Consider the following 16,231-nt stretch of genomic DNA (forward strand, 5'->3'; position numbering starts at 1 on the left):
GCGACTTTAACGATTTCCGGCCCTATATTATGGAGCGATTCTTTCTTGGAGGGGTGGGCCGACGGCCATCCTGCGGGCACGCCATTGGGCGAGACGGCCATCTTGTTGCGACGGTTGCAGGCCGGATCCGCAGTGTTTCTCGTGGTTGCGCTGGGGGCGCTCGGCGTGTCGTTGGCGACGGCCTCGGACGCCTCACGCGACCTGTTGATCGCCGCTGCCGCCGCGCTCGGCGCGATCTTCGTCGCGCTCCACCTGATTTCCTGGGGCATGGCGCGCGCATCGCATCGGCGCCTCGACATCGTGATGGAGTTTCTCGAACACGACGCGGCGCCCGGTTTCTGCACCGACGAACAGGGCGCGATCTTCGCCCAGAACCGCGCGGCGCTCGACCGGTTCGGGGGCCATGACGGCTCGACCATGACCCGCGCGCTCGAGCCGCTCTTCGCCAATCCGGACGCCGTGATCCATCGCCTGCGCCTCGCCGCCGCCGACACCACCTCGGCGCGCGAGGATGTGGTGACCCGGCGCGGCCAGGTCAGGGTCGCCGTTCACCGCATACCCGGCGGCTATCTCTGGCGGCTCGAGGACCTCGTGGACCGACCCGTGCGCGCCGCCGATGGCATCGGCCTTCCGATCCTGACCTTCGGGCCGTCCGGCACGATCCTCTACATGAACGAGATCCTGCGCTCCGTGGTCGGCCGCCGCGCCAAGCGCGTGCGCGATCTCTTTGACGACGTGCCGCTCCAGAATGGCGGTCTGAACACCCTGCGCACCAAGGACGGACCCGAACAGGTGCGCGTTGTGCTCTCGGACCCGGTAAACGGACGGCAGGAAGTGTTCGTCCTGCCGGGCGGCGAGGATGCGGACGGTCGTGTCCCGCTCGACGCATTGCCGGTCGCGCTCCTGAAGCTCGACGCCGGGGGCTCTGTGACCTCCGCCAACCGTGCCGCGCGTGACTTGCTGCCCCCCTCGGGCGAAGGGGCCGAACGGCGACTGGCCGCGATGGTCGAAGGGCTCGGGCGCTCGGTGCGCGAATGGGTCAGCGAGGCGGCGGCGGGCCGCGGCCTCAACCATGCCGAGATCGTGCGCGTCACCGGCGCGTCCCCCGAGCGGTTCCTCCAGATCACGCTCGGGCGGCCCGTCGGCGGCGGCGGCGAGGGGCTGATCGCGGTGCTGAACGACGCGACGGCGCTTAAGACCATGGAAGCGCAGTTCGTGCAGAGCCAGAAGATGCAGGCGATCGGACAGCTCGCGGGCGGGATCGCCCATGATTTCAACAACCTGCTGACCGCGATTTCGGGACATTGCGACCTCCTGATGCTGCGCCACGGCGAAGGGGACGAGGATTACGCCGACCTCGCGCAGATCACGCAGAACGCCAACCGTGCGGCGGCGCTCGTGGGGCAGCTCCTGGCGTTCTCGCGCAAGCAGACGCTCGAGATGGCGGATATCGATTTGCGCGACACGCTGGGCGACCTGACGCATCTGCTCAACCGCCTGGTGGGCGAGCGCGTCGCGTTGACGCTGTCGCATGATCCCGCACTCGTCCCGATCCGCGGCGACCGGCGCCAGTTGGAACAGGTGCTGATGAACCTCGTCGTGAATGCGCGCGACGCGATGCCCGACGGCGGCGAGATCGTGCTGGAAACGCAATGCCGCTATCTCGACCGTCCGATGGCTCGCGACCAGGTCACCGTGCCGGCGGGCCAATACGTCGTCATCACGGTCAGCGACCAGGGCTCGGGCATCCCGCCCGATGCGGTCGGCCGCATCTTCGAGCCCTTCTTCACAACCAAGCGTCCGGGCGAGGGGACCGGGCTTGGGCTCTCGATGGCCTATGGCATCGTCAAGCAGTGCGGCGGCTACATCTTCGTCGACAGCACGCCGGATGTCGGCACGCAGTTCAGCCTCTACTTCCCGGGCGAGCGGTCACGCGCGGAGGACGCGCCCGCATCCCTGGCCGCGCCGGTCTTGCAGCCCATTCAAACCGAAGACGAACGGTCATCGGACGCGCCGATCGCCGCTCGGCAAACGGAAGAACAGAAAGCGCCGGATAGGTCCGCGGAAGGTGCCGAACCCGACGCCGTTGCGATGGATGATGCCCCCGATGACACCCAGGTTGCCGCCCGGGAGATGTCAGACGATGCAGATTTCGATACCTCGGTATCGGACAGTGCGCGACAGTCCGAGGCGTTATCGCGCGAAGCGGGGGGGATCGAGGTCGACGCGGACCTCGCGCCCGAGAAGGACGACGAACCCGGTGCCGCAGCCCATGACAACCTCTCTTGCGACGCCGAGGACGATGTGTCCGACGCCGTGATGCAGGCCGTCGAGGCCGCTTGCGGCGATGGTGAGGGGGGTGTCGGTCGATCAGCTCGAACCGAGCGTCCGGAGAGCGACCCATCCGAGCTAGAGGCGACGTCCGTCGCGGACGCGGACTCCCCCGAGGTCGCGGTCGCGCAGGATATCGAGGCCGCTCTCACCGATATGTCGCAAGGCGCTCCCGAAGATCGTCAGCCGATCGTTCTTCTCGTCGAGGACGAGGCCCCGGTTCGCGCCTTCGCATCGCGAGCCCTGCGCCTGCGTGGTTATCACGTGCTCGAGGCGGCCTGCGCCGAGGATGCGCTGCAGACGTTGGAGGATCGGTCGATCGAAGTGGACCTCTTCGTCACCGACGTCATGATGCCCGGCCTCGACGGACCGACCTGGGTGCGCGAGGCGCTGCTTCGCCGCCCCGATGTGCGAACGATCTTCATCTCCGGCTACACCCAGGACGCCATGACCGAGACGAGCGCGCCCGTTCCGAACGCGGTCTTCCTGCCCAAGCCGTTCTCGCTCAACGATTTGACGCGGACCGTCGAGCGGGCATTGGTCTAGCGCGCCGCTGATCCGCGGCGGTAGGGCGCTCCGGACGCGGCGCGACGACCGTCGGCTCCCCGCGTCGATACCTCTCGGGATTATCCGCGCCCCGCCTCGTTCCAGACCCGGAACTCCTCGGGCCGTTCGCGGCGAAGTCGGGCTTCTGTCTCGGCCGATAGATCGAGCGCGCCCGCGGGCGAGACGTTCATCCGGGGCAGATCGATTTCCAGTCCAAGCCGCTCGGCCAGGAACGGCACCAGCGCGCCGTCACCATAGCGGAAGAGGTGATCGACACCCCCCGCAAGGAACTGGGCCTGCGCGCCGACGCGGGCGAAATCGGGCTGCGGATCGGCGAGATAGGCCGTGACGAAGGCGTCGAACCTCACATCGGCCGTCGAATTCGGCTGCCCGTCCAGCGCGGCCCGCTGTCGATATCGATACCAACTGCCCAGCCAATCGATGGGTTCGCGCACCGTCGCCACCAGCTCCATCGGACGACGACCCTTCTGCTCGAAGAAGGCCGCCAGCTCCCGGCGGTATTTGCGGACGGTGCAATGCTTGAGGCCCGGCGGATTGACGATCGCGGCATCGGCATGGGGGGCCAGCGTCGCCTCGAGCGCGGTCGTGCCGGTCTTCGGCACCGCAAGCAGCACGAGCCGCGCCTTCCAGAATACCAGCATGGAACGCCTCCGCGCCGCACTCGCGGCCATTAAGCGCATCTTAAGCAAAGACGCGGATTATCGAACAACCACGGCGGGGCTTGATTATGTTCCGCATCTGTTCCATATCGAATGCAAGGAACAGGACGTGAACGGAAACCGAGATTGCCGCCTTTGCGGCAGCGTGCAACAAGGGCCGATACCATGGCAACGGCGAACCTACTCGACATGACCGACAAACGCGGCGGCGACAAGCAGAAGGCGCTGGATTCGGCGCTGGCCCAGATCGAACGGCAGTTCGGCAAGGGCTCCATCATGAAGCTGGGCGGCGAGAACGTCCTTCCCGATATCGAGGCGACGTCGACCGGGTCGCTGGGCCTCGACATCGCGCTTGGTATCGGTGGTCTGCCGAAGGGCCGCGTGATCGAGATCTACGGTCCCGAAAGCTCGGGCAAGACGACCCTGACGCTCCATGCGATCGCCGAGGAGCAGAAGAAGGGCGGCGTCTGCGCATTCGTCGATGCCGAGCACGCGCTCGACCCGCAATACGCGCGCAAGCTGGGCGTGGATCTGGACGAGCTCCTGATCTCCCAGCCCGACACGGGCGAGCAGGCACTGGAGATCGTCGACACGCTGGTGCGGTCGGGCGCGGTGAACATGGTGGTCGTCGACTCGGTCGCGGCCCTGACCCCGAAATCCGAGCTCGAGGGCGACATGGGCGACAGCTCGGTCGGCGTGCATGCCCGCCTGATGAGCCAGGCGATGCGCAAGCTGACCGGTTCGATCAACCGGTCGGGATGCATGGTGATCTTCATCAACCAGATCCGGATGAAGATCGGCGTCATGTTCGGCTCGCCCGAGACGACGACTGGCGGCAACGCGCTGAAGTTCTACTCCTCGGTGCGGCTCGATATCCGTCGCATCGGCGCCATCAAGGATCGCGACGAGGTGGTCGGCAACCAGACCAAGGTGAAGATCGTCAAGAACAAGGTCGCGCCGCCCTTCAAGGTCGTCGAGTTCGACATCATGTTCGGCGAGGGCATCTCGAAGACGGGCGAGCTCCTAGACCTGGGCGTCAAGGCCGGGGTCGTCGACAAGTCCGGCGCTTGGTTCAGCTACGGTGACGAGCGGATCGGTCAGGGGCGCGAGAATTCCAAGCAGTTCCTCAAGGACAATCCGTCCGTGGCCGAGGAGATCGAGGACAAGATCCGTGCGGCGCACGGGTTGGACTTCCAGATGTCCAAGTCGGACCATGACGAGGTACTCGACGACGAATGATCGCGGGCCGGGCGCGCCACGCGCCGGGTCTGCTGCATCGCGCCGGAGATGGGAACGGGGTCGCCGAAGGGCGGCCCCGGTTCGCCTTTGCGTTCCCTTACACTGGACGGGATCGGAGGCCCCGGCTAGGACGGGCGCGCACCGCTTACGGGGACCGATATGGCCAGCCTGAACGACATCCGCTCGACCTTCCTCGACTATTTCGCGCGTCAGGATCATGCCGTCGTCGAAAGCTCGCCGCTGGTGCCGCGCAACGACCCGACGCTGATGTTCGTCAATTCGGGCATGGTGCAATTCAAGAATGTCTTCACCGGGGTCGAACACCGCGATTACAGCCGCGCGACCACCGCCCAGAAATGCGTCCGCGCGGGGGGCAAGCACAACGACCTCGACAATGTCGGCTACACGGCGCGCCACCATACCTTCTTCGAGATGCTGGGAAATTTCAGCTTCGGGGATTACTTCAAATCCGACGCGATCCCCTTCGCATGGGAGTTGATCACCAAGGATTTCGGGATCGATGCCTCGCGCCTCCTAACGACCGTGTACCATACCGACGACGAGGCGTTCGAGATCTGGCGCAAGGTCGGCGTGCCCGAGGATCGGATCATCCGGATCGCCACGGACGACAACTTCTGGCGCATGGGACCGACCGGGCCCTGCGGGCCCTGCACCGAAATCTTCTACGACCACGGCGACCATATCCCCGGCGGCCCCCCCGGAAGCCCGGATGAGGATGGCGACCGGTTCATCGAGATCTGGAACGTCGTCTTCATGCAGAACGAGCAGTTCGAGGACGGCACGATGCGACCGCTTGAGATGCAGTCGATCGACACGGGGATGGGGTTGGAGCGGATCGGCGCCCTGCTGCAGGGCCATCACGACAATTACGACACCGACCTGATGCGAGCGCTGATCGAGGCGTCCGCGCACGCGACCTCGACCGACGCGGACGGGCCGCAGAACATCCACCATCGCGTCATCGCCGACCACCTGCGCTCGACCTCGTTCCTGATTGCCGACGGCGTGATGCCCTCGAATGAGGGGCGCGGCTACGTGCTCCGCCGGATCATGCGGCGCGCGATGCGGCATGCGCATCAAGCGGGTGCGAAGGACCCGGTGATGCACCGGCTGGTGCCGGAACTCGTGCGCCAGATGGGCGACCACTACCCCGAGCTGGTTCGAGGCAAATCCGTCATCGAGGAGACGTTGCGCGGCGAGGAAGAGCGGTTCCGCTCGACGTTGGATCGCGGATTGCGGCTTCTGGAGGACGAGGTCGGCCGTTTGCCCGAGGGCGGTACGCTGGGCGGAGCGGCGGCCTTCAAGCTCTACGACACCTACGGGTTTCCGCTGGACCTGACGCAGGATGCGCTGCGCGAGAAGGGGATGGCGGTCGACGTCGCGGGCTTCGATGCCGAAATGGCCGAACAGAAGGCGCGGGCCCGCGCGGCCTGGTCCGGATCGGGCGAGCAGGCGGATGCGGCGATCTGGTTCGATCTGGCCGAGGAGCATGGATCGACCGAATTCCTCGGCTACGACACCGAGACCGCCGAGGGACAGGTGCTGGCTCTCGTACGCGATGGCGATGCGATCGACGCCGCCGAGGCGGGCGAGACCGCCGCGATGGTCGTCAACCAGACGCCCTTCTACGGCGAGAGCGGCGGCCAAGTGGGCGACACGGGAACCGTGCGGACCGATGGCGGGCGCGGGTCGATCACCGACACCAAGCGGATCGGCGGGGTCTTTTTGCATATGGTCACGGTCGACGAGGGCCGGATCGCGCCGGGTCAGACGGCAGAGCTGGTTGTGGACCACGCGCGCCGCTCGGCGATCCGTGCGAACCATTCGGCGACACACCTTCTGCACGAGGCACTGCGCGCGGCCCTGGGCGACCACGTGGCGCAGCGTGGTTCGCTCAACGCACCCGATCGTCTGCGCTTCGACTTCAGCCATGGGCACGCGATGACGCGCGACCAACTGGCGGGCATCGAGGCCGAGGTGAACGCCTTCATCCGCCAAAACTCCGCCGTCTCGACCCGGATCATGGCGCCCGACGATGCGCGCGCTCTCGGGGCCCAGGCGCTGTTCGGCGAAAAATACGGGGACGAGGTTCGCGTCGTGTCGATGGGGCGGAGCGACGGGTCCGGCAAGGGCAGCGACGGGGCGACTTATTCGATCGAGTTGTGTGGCGGCACCCATGTCGGCCGCACCGGCGAGATCGGGGCCTTCGTGACGCTGGGCGACCAGGCGAGCAGCGCGGGCGTACGTCGGATCGAGGCACTGACCGGGCAGGCGGCGATGGACCATCTCAGGGCGCAGGACGCGCGGGTGTCCGAACTGGCCAACCTCTTCAAGGTGCAGGCTGACGAAGTTTCCGACCGGGTGCGTGCGCTGATGGATGAGCGGAAGGCCCTGCAATCCGAAATCGCGCAGCTTCGTCGCGACGCGGCCATAGGCGCAGGCGCGGAAGCGATCGAGATCAATGGGATGCAGGCCGTTCTTCAGGTTGTTTCCGGTGTTTCGGGCAAGGACCTCGGCGCCATGATCGACGCCCAGAAGCAGACGCTCGGCTCCGGGATCGCGGTGCTGATCGCCGATACCGGCGCCAAGCCTGCCGTGGCGGCGGGTGTGACGAAGGACCTGGTCGATCGGGTTTCGGCAGTCGATCTCGTCAGGGCCGCGGTCGAGGCGCTCGGCGGGCGCGGCGGCGGCGGTCGGCCCGAGATGGCGCAGGGCGGTGGCGCGGATATCGCGCAGGCCGACGCGGCGCTGGCGGCGGTCCGCGGGGTGATCGAAGGGGCCTAGTGCCCCGTCGTGTTCGAGAAGAGCTGCATCACGACGATCCCGGCCACGATCAGCGCCATGCCGATCAGGGCGGGCGCGTCGAGACGCTGGCCGAAGGCAACCCAGCCGATCGCGGCGATCAGGACGATGCCCAGACCCGACCAGATCGCATAGGCGATCCCGACCGGGATGGTCTTGAGGACGATCGCGAGGAACCAAAAGGATAACGCGTAGGCCGCCACCGTCAGCAGCGATGGCCAGAGCCGGCTGAACCCGTCCGACGCCTTCAGGGCCGTGGTGCCGATGGTTTCCGTCGCGATGGCGAGAACGAGGTAGAGCCAGGGCATGGGGTCACCGTCCGATATAGCGGTCGCGGCGGTGGTTCACCGCGACGATGAGGTTCACGATGACCGCGCCGAGGAGCGACGCGGTGACGAGCCAGGGGTCGAGAATGGCGAAGGCTGCCGCGAAGAGCAGCGCGTCGAACCCGAGCTGGACGAGGCCCGCGCGCAGGCCGAACCGCTCCTGCAGCCAGAGCGCGAGGATGCCGATGCCGCCGAGCGACGCGCCGTGCCGGAAGATCACCATGAGACCCATCCCGATGACCGCGCCCGACAGGGCCGACGCCGTCCACGGATCGAGGCGGTCAAAGCTGAGTACCTCGGGGAGCCCGCGGCTGAAGAGCGAGACGAGGGTGACGGCGATCACCGTCTTCGCCACGAAGCGCGGCCCGAGACGGATCCAGCCCAGCACGTAGAACGGTAGGTTCAGAAGAAAGAACCAAAGCCCGAAGGACCAGCCGGTGACGTAGGACAGAAGGACGCCGAGACCCGCCGTCTGGCCGGTGACGAGTCCCGCCGCGGTCAGGAACTGGACGCCGAGGGCGCAGAGCGCCGTCCCGAGGAGAAGTGCCTGCGCGTCCTCCAGAAGGCTGTGCGACAGGGCGGGCCGATGCGGCTCCTGCGCATCGTCTGGGGTCTGGGTGCGGGCCATGCTCCCGGCCTATCGCGGCTTTCCGGCCGGGGGAAGCGGCCGTGGGAGCCTTGGTGGCGCGCGCCATGTTGCGCGGGTCCAAAGGGCAAGCGATGCGCAGCAAAAAGGCACCCCGCCGGGGGTGCCTTCGTTGTTTCGTTCCTGCGGCGCGGCGTGTGACCTAGAGTGCGGCCTGCAGATTCTCGTCGATCTTCTCGAGGAAACCCATCGTGGTCAGCCACTTCTGGTCCGGTCCGACAAGCAGAGCCAGGTCCTTCGTCATGTGGCCGGACTCGACCGTATCGACGATGACCTTCTCCAGCGTCTCGGCGAAGGTCATGAGCTGGTCGTTGCCGTCGAGCTTGGCGCGGTGCTTGAGACCGCCGGTCCAAGCGAAGATCGACGCGATCGAGTTGGTCGACGTCTCCTTGCCGGCCTGGTGCTGACGGTAGTGGCGCGTGACGGTGCCGTGGGCGGCCTCTGCCTCGACGATCTTGCCGTCGGGGGTCATGAGCTGCGAGGTCATCAGGCCCAGCGAGCCGAAGCCCTGCGCCACCGTGTCCGACTGAACGTCGCCGTCGTAGTTCTTGCAGGCCCAGACATAACCGCCGGACCACTTCATCGCCGAGGCCACCATGTCGTCGATCAGGCGGTGCTCGTAGGTGATGCCCGCTTCCTTGAACTTGTCGGCATATTCGGCGTCGAAGATGCGCTGGAAGATCAGCATGAACTGGCCGTCATACTGCTTCATGATCGTGTTCTTGGTCGACAGGTAGACCGGGTAGTTGCGCTTGAGGCCGTATTCGAAGGACGCGCGGGCGAAGTCCTCGATCGACTTGTCGAGGTTGTACATCGACATGAACACGCCCGACGACGGCGCGTCGAACACCTCGTGCTCCTCGACGGTGCCGTCTTCGCCGACGAATTTCATCGTCAGCTTGCCCGGGCCGGGGAACTTCATGTCGGTGGCGCGGTACTGGTCGCCGAAGGCGTGACGGCCGATGACGATGGGCTGCGTCCAACCGGGCACGAGGCGCGGCACGTTCTGGCAGATGATCGGCTCGCGGAAGACGACGCCGCCCAGGATGTTGCGGATCGTGCCGTTGGGCGAGCGCCACATCTTCTTGAGGCCGAACTCCTCGACCCGCGCCTCGTCCGGCGTGATCGTGGCGCATTTCACGCCGACGCCGACCTCCTTGATCTTCTCGGCGGCGTCGATGGTGATCTGGTCGTCGGTCTCGTCGCGGCTCTCCATCCCGAGGTCGTAGTAGAGCAGGTCGATGTCCAGGTACGGCAGGATCAGCTTGTCCTTGATGAACTGCCAGATGATGCGGGTCATCTCGTCGCCGTCGAGCTCGACGACGGGGTTCTCTACCTTGATCTTGGACATGGGGGCCTCGTGGTGATTGGTGTTCGCCCGTCCGATAGCGCATCTCGCGGGCGCTGGCCAGATGGTATGCCATCGCATACCGCCGGGCGCACGTTGGCCGTGCGGCCGTGCGGAATGGATCGCCGCCGCGGCACGGCGCAGGGTCGCACGCAAAGGAGAACGCCATGGCTGAGCGCACGGGCCCCCGCGTCGGGCATATTCATCTTAGGGTCGCGGATCTCGACCGGGCGGTCGCGTTCTACACGCTGCTCGGATTTGAGGTACAGGCCCGGATCGGGCGGACGGCAGCGTTTCTCGGGGCTGACGGCTACCATCACCATATCGGGTTGAACATCTGGGGCTCGCGCGGCGGGACGCCGCCGCCGCCGGGGCATACAGGCCTGTTCCACGGCGCCTATCTCTACCCGGATCGCGCAGCGCTCGGGCGGGTCGTGCGGCGCGTGACGGAGGCCGGCTTTGCGCTGACCGGCGCTTCCGATCACGGCGTGTCCGAGGCGGTCTATCTGGACGATCCCGATGGCAACGGGGTCGAGCTCTACCGCGACCGGGCCGCGGAAGACTGGCCTCGGGGTGCGGACGGTGCGCTGGTGATGACGAACGGGCCACTGGATGTTGCGGGGCTGATCGCGGCGGGCGACGCCGCCTGACGGGCGTCAGGACCGCGCGAAGAAGCGCGCGATCAGCGGTGACAGCCACGCCCACAGGATCGGCGCACCCCGTTCGACCTGGGTGCCGACGCGGGACCGAACCTGGTCTTCGGTCACGTCGTATTCGGCCCAGGAGCCGCCGCCGTTCTCGATGTTGAGAAGCGGCGTCTGCATCCGGTCGAGCGCCTTGGCGAAGCGGGCATCCACCGTCTCGACCGCCTCGAATTCGTCCCAGAGAGCGCGGAAGTCGCGGCCCTGATCGGGCGGCAGCAGGCCGAAGATCCGATCCGCGGCGACGGCCTCCTCGGCGGCTTGCGCGACCGCGTCGACGGTGCCGAAGATCGGATTGTCGCCCGCGTCGATCTCGACGAGGTCATGCAGGATCAGCATCCGGATCACCCGGTCGATCGACACGCCTTCGGGCGCGTGCGGCGCCATCACGAGCGCGAAGAGCGTCAGATGCCAGGAGTGCTCGGCCGAGTTCTCGTAGCGGCTGCCATCGGCGAGGCGGGTCGCGCGGATCACGGATTTGAGGCGATCCGCCTCCATCAGGAAGGCCGCGCGGGCGTCGAGATCGCCGTCAGTCATCGACCTTGGCGGCCGCGTGCTCGGCGATGCGACGGCGGAGCAGTTCCTGCGCCCGGAGCGCAGCACGCTGGACCCGGACGGAGGTGATGAACGCTTCCTGCAGGGTCTGGGACGAGTCGCCCAGCGCGGTACCCATGATCTTGATCATGTCCTCGTCGCCCGTCGCTTCGACATGGGCGATCACGTCGGCCGCCAGCTTGTCGGCCAGCTTTTCGGCGAGCGCGCTCACCGGGTCGCTCCGCCGGCGGGTCTCACCGCGTGGTCTCGGTCAGGCGGCGCGAGACGTAGGATTTCACGCTGTCGATCATCGGGTCCATATGCGGATCCTCGAAGAAGTGCCCGGCGCCCTCCATCTCCTCGTGGGTGATGGTTATGCCCTTTTGCTCGTGCAGCTTGTTGACCAGCGTCACCGTATCGGTCGGCGGGGCCACGCGGTCGGCGCCGCCGTTGATGATCAGGCCGGAGGAGGGGCAGGGCGCAAGGAAGCTAAAATCGTAGCGATCGGCGGGCGGCGAAACGGAGATGAAGCCTGTGATCTCGGGGCGGCGCATCAGAAGCTGCATCCCGATCCACGCGCCGAACGAGAAGCCCGCAACCCAGCAATGCTTGGAATTGGGGTTCATCGACTGGAGGTAGTCGAGCGCGGAGGCGGCATCCGACAGCTCGCCGATGCCCTGGTCGTATTCGCCCTGGCTCCGCCCGACACCACGGAAATTGAACCGCAACACCGTGAAGCCCAGCGAATGGAACGCGTAATGCAGGTTGTAGACGACCTTGTTGTTCATCGTACCACCGAATTGCGGATGCGGATGCAGGACGATCGCGATGGGCGCGTCCTTAACCTTCTGGGGATGGTAGCGGCCCTCGAGGCGGCCCTCGGGGCCGGGGAAGATCACTTCGGGCATGAAAGCTCCTGCATTGACGGCGCGGCTGGCGGGTCGATATGTCGCTCGCTCACCGGTGGGCACAGGTAAGCCGCGTCCGCGCCGGGGTCAACGCACAGGGTCTTCGCCACGGGAGGGCGCCATGAAGCTGAGCACCAAGGGCCGTTACGCGATGGTCGCCCTCACGGATCTGGCGATGCAGCCCGAAGAGGCGCTGACCTCGCTGGGCGACATCTCGCGGCGGCAGGACATCTCGCTGCCCTATCTCGAACAGCTCTTCGTGAAGCTGCGACGCGCGGGGCTCGTGTCGTCGGTGCGCGGGCCCGGCGGCGGCTATCGGCTGGCGCGCGCGCCGGACGCGATCCGGGTGTCGGACATCCTCGGGGCCGTGGACGAGACCGTATCCGCGATGGAGACGGGGGCCGGCGCCAAGGGCGGCTCGTCCGGCAGCCGGGCGCAGTCGATGACGAACCGTCTTTGGGAATCGCTTTCGGCCCATGTCTACGTGTTCCTGCATCAGACGCGGCTGTCGGATGTCGTGCAGAACGAATTGACCCCCTGTCCCGCGGTGCCCTCGCTCTTCGAAGTGGTGGACGAGTGATCGCGCCGGGGGGCCAGCCCCCCGGACCGAGCCCCAAGCCGGGGGGCCAGCCCCCCGGACCCCCCGAGGTATTTGAAGCCAGAGGAAGGAGCCCCCGGTGACCGAGCGGGTCTATCTCGACTGGAACGCGACGGCGCCCCTGCGGCCCGAGGCGCGCGCGGCGATGGTCGCGGCGATGGATGTCGCGGGCAACCCGTCGAGCGTGCATGGCGAAGGACGGGCGGCCAAGGCCGTGGTCGAGCGGGCGCGCGCCGAGCTGGCCGAGGCGTTCGGCGCGCAGGCGGCGGACATCGTCTTCGTGTCGGGCGCGACGGAGGCGGCAGCGCTGGCGATGGTCGACCGCGAGCTGGCCACCGCGCCCATCGAGCACGAGGCGGTCGCGGCCTGGGGCGACGGCGCGCTGGCCGTCGACGCGCGGGGGCAGGTCGCGGTTGCGGACCCGGCCAGGAGCGCCGTGCAACTGGCCAACAGCGAGACGGGCGTGATGCAGGATCTGCCCGCCGGGCTGGCCGTCAGCGACATGACGCAGGCCTTCGGCAAAGTCCCGGTCGCCTTCGACTGGTCGGGTGTCGAGATGGCACTGATCTCGGCCCACAAGCTGGGCGGGCCGAAGGGAATCGGCGCGCTGGTCCTGCGTCGCGGGCTCGACGTGGCCGCGCAGATCCGGGGTGGCGGCCAGGAGATGGGGCGTCGGTCGGGCACCGAGAACATCGTCGGGATCGCGGGGTTCGGGGCCGCGGCCACGGCGGCGGCCCGCGATCTGGCGGACGGGGTCTGGGACCGGGTTGCGGAACTTAGAACTTTTCTAGAAACAAGTCTTGAGAGCGACGCCAATCCGACTATTTTAGTCGGAAAGGAGTCGCGGCGCCTGCCGAATACTTCTAGTCTCATCACGCCGGGCTGGCGCGGCGAGACGCAGGTGATGGCGCTCGATCTCGCGGGGTTCGCCGTATCGGCGGGCTCGGCCTGCTCGTCGGGGAAGGTGCGCTCCAGCGCGGTCCTCGGGGCGATGGGCTACGGACCGGGCGAAGCCGATTGCGCGATCCGCGTGTCGCTCGGGCCCGACGTGACGATGGAACAGGTGGAGCGCTTCGTCGCGACCTTCCGCCGCTTGAGAGACAGGAGACGGATATGACGGCTCTCGACGATGTGCAGGTCAAGGACGGCGTCGACGCCGAAACCGTCGAGGCGGTGAAGTCGCTTTCGGGCACCTACAAGCATGGCTGGAACACCGAGATCGAGATGGAGTATGCGCCCAAGGGCCTCTCCGAGGACATCGTGCGCCTGATCTCCGAGAAGAACGAAGAGCCCGAGTGGATGCTGGAATGGCGCCTTCAGGCCTATCGCCGCTGGGTGCAGATGACCGAGCCGAAATGGGCGATGGTCCAGTACCCGGAGATCGATTTCCAGGACCAGTACTACTATGCGCGCCCGGCGAGCATGACCGAGAAGCCCAAGTCGCTGGATGACGTCGATCCGAAGCTGCTGGAGACCTACAAGAAGCTCGGCATCCCCCTGAAGGAACAGGCGCTCCTGGCCGGGGTCGAGCCCGCGCCCGAGGACCGCAAGGTCGCCGTCGACGCCGTGTTCGACAGCGTCTCGGTCGGCACGACCTTCAAGGCGGAGCTGGCCAAGGCCGGCGTGATCTTCTGCTCCATCTCGGAGGCCATCAAGGACCACCCCGAACTGGTGAAGAAATATCTCGGCTCGGTCGTGCCGCAGTCGGACAACTACTACGCCACGCTGAACTCGGCGGTCTTCTCGGACGGGTCCTTCGTCTACATCCCCAAGGGCGTGCGCTGCCCGATGGAGCTGTCGACCTATTTCCGCATCAACGCCGAGAACACGGGCCAGTTCGAGCGCACGCTCATCATCGCCGACGAGGGGTCCTACGTGTCCTATCTCGAAGGCTGCACCGCGCCGCAGCGCGACGTGGCACAGCTTCATGCCGCCGTGGTCGAGCTGGTGCTGCTCGACGACGCGGAGATCAAGTATTCGACCGTCCAGAACTGGTTCCCCGGCGATGAGAACGGCAAGGGCGGCATCTACAACTTCGTCACCAAGCGGGCCGATTGCCGGGGCGCGCGTTCCAAGGTGATGTGGACCCAGGTCGAGACCGGCTCGGCGGTGACGTGGAAGTATCCGTCCTGCATCTTGCGGGGCGACGATACGCAGGGTGAGTTCTATTCCATCGCTATCGCCAACAACTTCCAACAGGCCGATACCGGCACCAAGATGGTGCATCTGGGAAAGAACACCAAAAGCCGGATCGTCTCGAAGGGGATCTCGGCGGGGAAGGCCCAGAACACCTATCGGGGCCTCGTCTCGATGCATCCGAAGGCGAAGAACTCGCGCAACTACACGCAATGCGACTCGCTTCTGATCGGGTCGGAATGCGGCGCGCACACGGTTCCGTATATCGAGGTGAAGAACAACTCGAGTCGGGTGGAGCACGAGGCGACGACCTCGAAGGTGGACGACGATCAGCTCTTCTATTGCCGTACGCGCGGCATGGACGAGGAGGAGGCCGTGGCTCTGGTGGTCAACGGGTTCTGCAAGGAGGTGCTGCAGGCCCTGCCGATGGAATTTGCCATGGAAGCGCAGCAGCTCGTCGCGATCTCGCTGGAAGGCTCGGTGGGGTGAACGACGCGGCCGAGGCGACCCCGCGCGTCCGACGGCGCGACCGCGTGCTGTTGCACGAGGTGGCCGGAGGCGTGGCCCTCGGGCGGCGCGTCCGCGTGACCGAGATCGGTGCGCGCCAGACCAAGGAGGCGCCGCCCTACGGCGCGCTTCGGGCCGCCGGCATGGCCCACGTGACCGCCTTCGAGCCCGAGCCCGACGCCTACGCGGCGCTCGTGGCCGACGCGCCCGAGCACACGACTGTCCACCCGCTGGCCATCGGCGCGCCGGGGCCCGCCACGCTCTATGCGCACAAGATCGCGTCGCTGACCTCGATCTTCCCGTTCAGCGCGCCCGCCGCGCGGTTCCTTGGGAAGGGGTTCTGGGTCAACCGGCCCGTGACCGAGATCCCCGTCGACCTGGTGGCTCTGGACGACGTGCCCGGGCTCGCCGATGGGATCGACATCCTGAAGATGGACATCCAAGGGGCCGAGCGCGACGCGATCGAGGGCGGGCGCCGCGCCCTGTCCGAATGCATGGTCGTGATCCCCGAAGTCCGGTTCTACCGGATGTATGACGGCGAGCCGATGCTGGCCGAGCTGGACCAGAGCCTGCGCGCGCAGGGCTTCGTGCTGCACAAGTTTCTGCATCAGAAGTCGGTGATCTCGCCCAGCCCTCAGGCCAAGCGGCTGGAGAAGGCGGGCGTGCGCAACCAGCTTCTGGACGGCGACGCGGTCTATATCCGGTCGATTGAGGACCCCGAGACCGTGACGACGGATCAGCTCAAGGTGCTGGCGCTTGCGGCGGCGTCGGTCTTCGACAGCCCGGATCTCTGCTGCCACTGCCTGCACCTGCTGACCCTGCGCGGGGCCGTCGCTCCCGACCTTGCCGAAACCTTTGCCCGCCGGGCCGTGCCCGCGATGGACGAACTGACCTGAAGACCGCCCCGA

16 protein-coding genes are annotated in these 16,231 nt (G+C 66.9%); 9 read left to right on the forward strand and 7 right to left on the reverse strand.

The window, feature by feature from the left end; genetic code table 11:
- Positions 1-132: 132 nt before the first annotated feature.
- Positions 133-2,877: an ATP-binding protein gene (locus ACK8OR_RS02020; protein ID WP_410187803.1), complete on the forward strand. Its 2,745-nt coding sequence runs from the start codon at positions 133-135 to the stop codon at positions 2,875-2,877.
- 80 nt (positions 2,878-2,957) lie between these two features.
- Here ACK8OR_RS02020 and ACK8OR_RS02025 read toward each other — a convergent pair whose 3' ends face one another.
- Positions 2,958-3,539, reverse strand: a complete 582-nt coding sequence (locus ACK8OR_RS02025) for a gamma-glutamyl kinase (protein WP_410187804.1) — start codon at positions 3,537-3,539, stop codon at positions 2,958-2,960.
- Here ACK8OR_RS02025 and ACK8OR_RS02030 point away from each other — a divergent pair.
- The 3 genes from ACK8OR_RS02030 to alaS all read left to right on the forward strand — a co-directional run bounded on the left by ACK8OR_RS02030 (position 3,538) and on the right by alaS (position 7,601).
- Positions 3,538-3,750, forward strand: a complete 213-nt coding sequence (locus ACK8OR_RS02030; RefSeq protein ID WP_410189908.1) for a hypothetical protein — start codon at positions 3,538-3,540, stop codon at positions 3,748-3,750. The genes ACK8OR_RS02025 and ACK8OR_RS02030 overlap by 2 nt on opposite strands.
- A complete protein-coding gene (recA, locus tag ACK8OR_RS02035; protein ID WP_410187805.1) occupies positions 3,723-4,796 on the forward strand; it encodes a recombinase RecA in 1,074 nt (357 codons plus the stop codon). The genes ACK8OR_RS02030 and recA overlap by 28 nt, the downstream gene beginning before the upstream one ends.
- 159 nt (positions 4,797-4,955) lie before the next feature.
- Positions 4,956-7,601 carry an alanine--tRNA ligase gene (gene alaS / locus ACK8OR_RS02040; protein ID WP_410187806.1) on the forward strand — a complete coding sequence of 882 codons (2,646 nt, stop codon included), beginning with the start codon at positions 4,956-4,958 and terminating at the stop codon, positions 7,599-7,601.
- Here alaS and ACK8OR_RS02045 read toward each other — a convergent pair.
- From ACK8OR_RS02045 to ACK8OR_RS02055, 3 genes are all read right to left on the reverse strand, one after another.
- A complete protein-coding gene (locus ACK8OR_RS02045; RefSeq protein WP_298431476.1) occupies positions 7,598-7,927 on the reverse strand; it encodes a DMT family transporter in 330 nt (109 codons plus the stop codon). The genes alaS and ACK8OR_RS02045 overlap by 4 nt on opposite strands.
- A 4-nt stretch (positions 7,928-7,931) precedes the next feature.
- Entirely contained in the window at positions 7,932-8,573 is a 642-nt protein-coding gene (locus tag ACK8OR_RS02050; protein WP_410187807.1) for a YitT family protein, read from the reverse strand.
- 160 nt (positions 8,574-8,733) lie between these two features.
- Positions 8,734-9,942: an NADP-dependent isocitrate dehydrogenase gene (locus ACK8OR_RS02055; RefSeq protein WP_410187808.1), complete on the reverse strand. Its 1,209-nt coding sequence runs from the start codon at positions 9,940-9,942 to the stop codon at positions 8,734-8,736.
- Between the two features lie 164 nt (positions 9,943-10,106).
- Between ACK8OR_RS02055 and ACK8OR_RS02060 the strand changes: the two genes are divergently transcribed.
- Positions 10,107-10,589: a VOC family protein gene (locus ACK8OR_RS02060; RefSeq protein WP_410187809.1), complete on the forward strand. Its 483-nt coding sequence runs from the start codon at positions 10,107-10,109 to the stop codon at positions 10,587-10,589.
- Positions 10,590-10,595: 6 nt separating this feature from the next.
- Here ACK8OR_RS02060 and ACK8OR_RS02065 read toward each other — a convergent pair whose 3' ends face one another.
- From ACK8OR_RS02065 to ACK8OR_RS02075, 3 genes are read right to left on the reverse strand one after another with little or no spacing between them, the layout of a single operon-like run.
- The gene (locus ACK8OR_RS02065) at positions 10,596-11,177 is read right to left on the reverse strand and encodes an HD domain-containing protein (RefSeq protein WP_410187810.1); all 582 of its coding nucleotides are present in this window, start codon (positions 11,175-11,177) and stop codon (positions 10,596-10,598) included.
- Positions 11,170-11,406 carry a hypothetical protein gene (locus ACK8OR_RS02070; RefSeq protein WP_410187811.1) on the reverse strand — a complete coding sequence of 79 codons (237 nt, stop codon included), beginning with the start codon at positions 11,404-11,406 and terminating at the stop codon, positions 11,170-11,172. The genes ACK8OR_RS02065 and ACK8OR_RS02070 overlap by 8 nt, the downstream gene beginning before the upstream one ends.
- 22 nt (positions 11,407-11,428) lie before the next feature.
- On the reverse strand, positions 11,429-12,082 hold the full coding sequence (locus ACK8OR_RS02075) for an alpha/beta hydrolase (protein ID WP_298431490.1): 654 nt from the start codon (positions 12,080-12,082) through the stop codon (positions 11,429-11,431).
- 121 nt (positions 12,083-12,203) lie between these two features.
- Here ACK8OR_RS02075 and iscR point away from each other — a divergent pair, with 121 nt between their 5' ends.
- The 4 genes from iscR to ACK8OR_RS02095 all read left to right on the forward strand — a co-directional run bounded on the left by iscR (position 12,204) and on the right by ACK8OR_RS02095 (position 16,219).
- On the forward strand, positions 12,204-12,662 hold the full coding sequence (iscR, locus tag ACK8OR_RS02080; RefSeq protein ID WP_410187812.1) for a Fe-S cluster assembly transcriptional regulator IscR: 459 nt from the start codon (positions 12,204-12,206) through the stop codon (positions 12,660-12,662).
- Positions 12,663-12,759: 97 nt separating this feature from the next.
- Positions 12,760-13,797, forward strand: a complete 1,038-nt coding sequence (locus tag ACK8OR_RS02085) for a cysteine desulfurase family protein (RefSeq protein WP_410187813.1) — start codon at positions 12,760-12,762, stop codon at positions 13,795-13,797.
- Positions 13,794-15,305, forward strand: coding sequence for a Fe-S cluster assembly protein SufB (sufB, locus tag ACK8OR_RS02090; RefSeq protein ID WP_410187814.1), 1,512 nt, complete (start codon positions 13,794-13,796; stop codon positions 15,303-15,305). The genes ACK8OR_RS02085 and sufB overlap by 4 nt, the downstream gene beginning before the upstream one ends.
- Positions 15,302-16,219 carry an FkbM family methyltransferase gene (locus ACK8OR_RS02095; protein ID WP_410187815.1) on the forward strand — a complete coding sequence of 306 codons (918 nt, stop codon included), beginning with the start codon at positions 15,302-15,304 and terminating at the stop codon, positions 16,217-16,219. Before sufB ends, ACK8OR_RS02095 begins: the two co-directional genes overlap by 4 nt.
- The last annotated feature ends 12 nt before the right edge of the window (positions 16,220-16,231 follow it).

This window comes from Jannaschia halovivens (assembly GCF_046452375.1).
Lineage (GTDB): Bacteria > Pseudomonadota > Alphaproteobacteria > Rhodobacterales > Rhodobacteraceae > Jannaschia > Jannaschia halovivens.

Excerpts from the sequence above, each read along its gene's own strand:
- alaS (WP_410187806.1), top strand. The coding sequence starts at position 4,956 with ATGGCCAGCCTGAACGACATCCGCTCGACCTTCCTCGACTATTTCGCG.
- sufB (WP_410187814.1), top strand. The coding sequence starts at position 13,794 with ATGACGGCTCTCGACGATGTGCAGGTCAAGGACGGCGTCGACGCCGAA.
- ACK8OR_RS02050 (WP_410187807.1), bottom strand. The coding sequence starts at position 8,573 with ATGGCCCGCACCCAGACCCCAGACGATGCGCAGGAGCCGCATCGGCCC.
- ACK8OR_RS02045 (WP_298431476.1), bottom strand. The coding sequence starts at position 7,927 with ATGCCCTGGCTCTACCTCGTTCTCGCCATCGCGACGGAAACCATCGGC.
- ACK8OR_RS02025 (WP_410187804.1), bottom strand. The coding sequence starts at position 3,539 with ATGCTGGTATTCTGGAAGGCGCGGCTCGTGCTGCTTGCGGTGCCGAAG.
- ACK8OR_RS02065 (WP_410187810.1), bottom strand. The coding sequence starts at position 11,177 with ATGACTGACGGCGATCTCGACGCCCGCGCGGCCTTCCTGATGGAGGCG.
- ACK8OR_RS02075 (WP_298431490.1), bottom strand. The coding sequence starts at position 12,082 with ATGCCCGAAGTGATCTTCCCCGGCCCCGAGGGCCGCCTCGAGGGCCGC.
- ACK8OR_RS02055 (WP_410187808.1), bottom strand. The coding sequence starts at position 9,942 with ATGTCCAAGATCAAGGTAGAGAACCCCGTCGTCGAGCTCGACGGCGAC.
- ACK8OR_RS02030 (WP_410189908.1), top strand. The coding sequence starts at position 3,538 with ATGGAACGCCTCCGCGCCGCACTCGCGGCCATTAAGCGCATCTTAAGC.
- iscR (WP_410187812.1), top strand. The coding sequence starts at position 12,204 with ATGAAGCTGAGCACCAAGGGCCGTTACGCGATGGTCGCCCTCACGGAT.
- ACK8OR_RS02060 (WP_410187809.1), top strand. The coding sequence starts at position 10,107 with ATGGCTGAGCGCACGGGCCCCCGCGTCGGGCATATTCATCTTAGGGTC.
- recA (WP_410187805.1), top strand. The coding sequence starts at position 3,723 with ATGGCAACGGCGAACCTACTCGACATGACCGACAAACGCGGCGGCGAC.